The organism is Atopobacter sp. AH10 (assembly GCF_003664595.1).
In the GTDB taxonomy this organism is placed as follows: domain Bacteria; phylum Bacillota; class Bacilli; order Lactobacillales; family Aerococcaceae; genus Atopobacter.
The window spans coordinates 1-4,683 of record NZ_QXPZ01000070.1 but is presented as its reverse complement, the minus strand read 5'-3'; the positions used below and the strand labels follow the sequence as shown (position 1 = coordinate 4,683).

Sequence of the window (4,683 nt, the reverse complement as noted above, 5' to 3'; positions counted from 1 at the left end):
CTTCTATGATCAGAAGCTAACCGCCGCTATTTTGGATCGCATGGTCCATCACGGATTACTCATTATGCACGAGGGAGAAAGTTATCGCTTAAGGCATTCATCCATGCAATAAATAACGAAGTAATAAATAACGCAGGGGTGGCTGGATTTTAATTGCCACGCTGGTTGGATTTTAATTGCCACGCTGGTTGGATTTTAATTGCCATAGTGGTTGATTTTTTAATTGCCAAACACACTTTTTGCTTTGCTAACAAAAATCTTTGCATTAATACCACTTCATCAATCTACTTAACTGATCCATCATGACCATCTATTTGCCAATGCTATTAAAGTAATTGATAGATAACTATGTTTTATACTATTGACCAGACGTAAAAGAACCACAACTTCCTTCCCCATAATATCTTTTATGGTCTTTACACTTACAAATTATCAACATATGTTAATTGACATTTTTGCCTCTGCTTTATTTTCTTAAATGAAATTTTAGAAAGATTAGCTAGTCAATTCTTCATCTTACTTTTCTTGTCAACAATTAGATAGTAATGCCCCAATAATAAAAGGCATTAGCCATTTTGATGGAATAACTTACTTCTAGCTAAAATTATCTATCTAGTTCGTCCTCCTATGTTTCTAAGTAAGCGCTTTTAATAAACAATAAGAAAAAGCCAAGGATCCAGCAACACTAGTCACAGAATCCTTGGCCTTATATCAGCACTACTTAGTAGCTCCTATCAATGCCAGATCTTTTGCTAGAAAGGTATATCATCTTAAATAATGCATACCCCAAAGCCAAAAATATTATCGATTGAAAGAAAAGTATCAGATACTGATTTAAAGGTACCTTTTCATGCTTCATAAGGTTCTGAGTGATTTCGATTCCAATAGAAATCGGTAAACACCTTCCAATCATAACTGCCCATTTTGGCATCATCTCATGAGGCAAAACTGCTCCAGTAAAAAATAGTAACGTGTAGGAAATAACAGAGTCGAAAGAAGCTGTTTTAGTATATTTTAGAGTCAAAGCAACGAGTAACAATGTAAAGCCAAACACTCCAATTGTGGTGAGCAAAAAGGTAATCACATACCACTCATTAAAGGGAATCTGAATTTCCAGCAAAATACTTAACACAAGCGACACTAGTAATACCTTTAATAAATTAACGCTTAACCAAACAATTGTACGCACAACAATTAATTGTTCAAAAGGGAAGGGTCTGATAATTAATTGATCTAATATTCCCATTTGCTTTTCAGAAGATACAGAAACCGCAGCCTCACTAATCACTGAACTTAGCAAATACCAGTAAACAAAGCCAACATAGGTTTGATCAATTTGGCGATGTTGAATCACCAAAAACATATAAAACATAATTGCAGTGACTAGTGTACTTACAATATGATCTGGATAATAAGTCCCAACTTCATGTAAATATTTACGTAATTCTGCATTGAATAATTTCATCATTTTTCAACTCCATGATTATAAAAATAAATAAGTGCATCTTCAACTGTCGGCTTTACTTTTTCAATTTTAATCACATTTCGTATCAATGAATTTTCTTTCAATATAGAGTACAAATCTTCAAAAGATTCCCGTTTAATATAGCTTTTCCCTTTATCCCTGTGGCAATCCAATTCAACACCAGGTAAGTCCCCATCCAAAACAGCTATATATTCATCTGAATTGGGAACTTGACTCAAAAAATCTTGATAATCCCCACTGTATATAACCGAACCTTCATCTAGCACAATAATATAATCCGCTAATAGTTCAATAATGTCTGCTTGATGGGACGTTAATATAATTGTTTTATGTTCCCTTTTCGCTAACTCTTTTATTTTACGGCACAACTGTTTGGAACTTTGAAAATCTAATCCTAGTGTTGGTTCATCTAGAAATAAAACATCTGCATTTGTTATTAATGAAATAAGCAGCGAAAGCTTCTGTAACATACCCCTAGAGTATCCGCCAACTGGTTGATTAATTGCATCTTTCAAATCAAATTCATTGATTAAGTGTTGAATAGAATCACTTACATAACTGATAGACAAATTAGATAATCCTAAAAAGTACTCGATGTTTTGCTTTCCTGTTAAAAATGGATATACGTTATCCACAGATTCTAAAACAGCACTGACTTGTTTATAATATGTATGCCTTAATTTGGATATAGGATTACCCTTAAATAAAATCTCTCCCTTATCTACAGTAATCATTCCAAGCATTAATTTAATTAATGTTGTTTTCCCTGCTCCATTTTTACCAAGAATAACCGTAATCTTATTTGAAGGAATGTGAAAAGATACTTTTTTTAATACCTGATTATTTTGATAACTCTTATCAATGTTTCTTACTTCATATACCATTGTCTAGTTCTCCTCAAAACAGTAATCAAAAACCATTTCTACGTCATTCTTTTCAAAGTCTACTTTAGGACATATAAAATCTCCATTATTTTTTCTATATAGGCATCCTCCATCACAAACTGGCAAAAATTTACACTTTTGACAGGCTAAGGAATAATTTTCTAGCTCAGCAAATTTAGCCATTTGAAAATGATAGTAGATTGTATTATATAAATTAACATGACATTGTCTATACTCATCTATTCCAACACCCTCAATGCAAGCATATAAATAACCATCAGCTCCTATCGTAAAATTGTTTTTTTGGAACAAAGAGCAGGTAAGGTAGGTATCTCGGTAAAATGGAGAAAAGCGATATCCATATCTATTGGATAATCGATGTATGTTCTTCCAAATTTTATCAGCTTCTTTGATAGTCGACTTCCATTTTTTTACTTTAGTATCAATCACAAAACTATATGCTATAGGATACATTATCCCGTTTTTCTCTAAATCCATCAGCAAGTCTTCTATATGTGTAATATTTTGTATATTAAGATTACAATTTATATTAACCAAAACATCAGAAAAGTTATCTTGCATCATCTTTAAATTTTTGATTATCCTCTCGTAACTTCCCCTTCCTACTTCAGAACACCTTAAAGAATCGTGAATATTTTTTGGCCCATCCAATGTAATAAGGAAATCCTTTAATCCATAATCAACCATCTCTTGTAAAATTCTTTTATTACCAAAAGTTCCGTTAGAAACTATACTGTATGACTTAGGAATATGGATATCTTGATTTAAAATTTCCATTATTTTTATAATTCTATCAGTGTGTAAAGTAGGCTCACCTCCGATAAAACATATATCAATTAACTCTGGAGATGTCTTCTTCACAACATCGCTAATAAATTTTATTATTTGAAACATCGTTAATTCATTCATAACTATTTTATTTTCAATAACATTTTGATAGCAATATCCACACTTTAAATTACAATCATAATTCAAATGAATAACAAAACGATTGATACAATCTGAATATTTAAAAGCCTCTTTATATATCTTATACTTCGAATAATCGTCCTTTTCAGAATCAGAAATAAAATCACTTCGTTTCAAAAGGTTTATAGCATCTTCATCTAATAAAGATAAAATTTGCTCTTCTGATTTATTTGGAAGAGAAAAATTACAGTCTATTCTTAATGTAGCTCGATTTATCAAATGATATAACTCAATTCTGTTTTTATAATATTTTACTACTGCATACTTATTAAACTTCATAATAGCCCTCTTCTATTTTCTTTAGGAAAGAAACGACCTTCTTTTCCAGTTCTAAAATATCATCTACTCTCATATTGTTAACAAAATGCTCTTCTTGTTTTATTTTAACAAACTCTAATAAATGTTGACTTTTATCTGTAAGATCTAAAATATCTAAGGCATTAACAAATGCTGTATAGTAATATAATTCCATCAAATCTTTTAATACTTCATAATTCTCGCCGGTTAGTTTTTCCACTATCCTATATACTACTCCATCCCTGAAAGTATAAGAAAAATCGTTTGTAACTATATTAACAAAATCAAATTTTTCAATGCCCAAATTAAATATCGAGCCGTCAACATGTAAATAAACATGATGCTTATTTGATAATATATTAATAATCTTAGTTATTGTTTTAAAGTTAGCTATACTCCTTTTATCCAAGATTAAATCTATTCGTTTTCCACTAAAATAAAGACTTTTCAGTATAAACATCAAACATCGAAGTTCATCAAAATCCCTCTCTTTAAAATAACCACGCTCAACAATACTTCTTTCTACTTTATTAGCTATCATACTCAAACTATTTTTTTTGAGTAAAGAATGGATATGTTGATTTTCTATCTCTACATATTCACCTATCAAAACTGAGTACAAGAGACTTTTATCACTATCGCTCCTGGCCAAAATAGTAAACTCACTTTGTTCCATATTAAATCCTCAAGTTTATCTCATCTACATGCTGAAAATATAGCCCTGTCATTCCAATTTCATAATTATCTCTAGGTGCTATAAAAAAATTAAATTCTTCGTTTCCCAAATAAACTTCATATTTTTTAGAAATACCACCTATTTCAATGATATTTCCTTCCAAATCCAGCTCACCGGTAATCAAAGCTGAATACTCTTCAAATTTATCCCTATAAACTAACTTTATAAAAACCGCTAATCCTACTGAAGGACCATTTTTAAATATTTCTGAATTAGTAAAATGAATGTGGAACGTAAATTTCAAGTACAAGTTAGCCACCCCCTAAATTTTTCACAAAGGGAGAGCTGTG

The 4,683-nt window shown here is 30.9% G+C and carries 6 protein-coding genes; 1 reads left to right on the top strand and 5 read right to left on the bottom strand.

Translation table 11 applies throughout. The annotated features are described in order from the left end of the window. A partial coding sequence (locus D3H64_RS10620) for an ATP-binding protein (RefSeq protein WP_370448464.1) occupies window positions 1-112 on the top strand: 112 nt, incomplete at its 5' end. A 609-nt stretch (window positions 113-721) separates the two neighbouring features. Here the strand turns inward: D3H64_RS10620 and D3H64_RS10035 are convergent. From D3H64_RS10035 to D3H64_RS10015, 5 genes are read right to left on the bottom strand one after another with little or no spacing between them, the layout of a single operon-like run. Further along, window positions 722-1,468 carry an ABC transporter permease gene (locus D3H64_RS10035; RefSeq protein ID WP_233554944.1) on the bottom strand — a complete coding sequence of 249 codons (747 nt, stop codon included), beginning with the start codon at window positions 1,466-1,468 and terminating at the stop codon, window positions 722-724. Next, window positions 1,465-2,370 (bottom strand): ABC transporter ATP-binding protein, encoded by a 906-nt coding sequence (locus D3H64_RS10030; protein ID WP_121566072.1) that lies wholly within the window; start codon window positions 2,368-2,370, stop codon window positions 1,465-1,467. Before D3H64_RS10030 ends, D3H64_RS10035 begins: the two co-directional genes overlap by 4 nt. 3 nt (window positions 2,371-2,373) lie before the next feature. Further along, window positions 2,374-3,639: a radical SAM/SPASM domain-containing protein gene (locus D3H64_RS10025; protein WP_121566071.1), complete on the bottom strand. Its 1,266-nt coding sequence runs from the start codon at window positions 3,637-3,639 to the stop codon at window positions 2,374-2,376. Beyond that, window positions 3,629-4,333, bottom strand: coding sequence for a hypothetical protein (locus D3H64_RS10020; protein WP_121566070.1), 705 nt, complete (start codon window positions 4,331-4,333; stop codon window positions 3,629-3,631). Before D3H64_RS10020 ends, D3H64_RS10025 begins: the two co-directional genes overlap by 11 nt. A 1-nt stretch (window position 4,334) precedes the next feature. Beyond that, window positions 4,335-4,643, bottom strand: a complete 309-nt coding sequence (locus D3H64_RS10015; RefSeq protein WP_158589286.1) for a S16 family serine protease — start codon at window positions 4,641-4,643, stop codon at window positions 4,335-4,337. Window positions 4,644-4,683 lie beyond the last annotated feature (40 nt).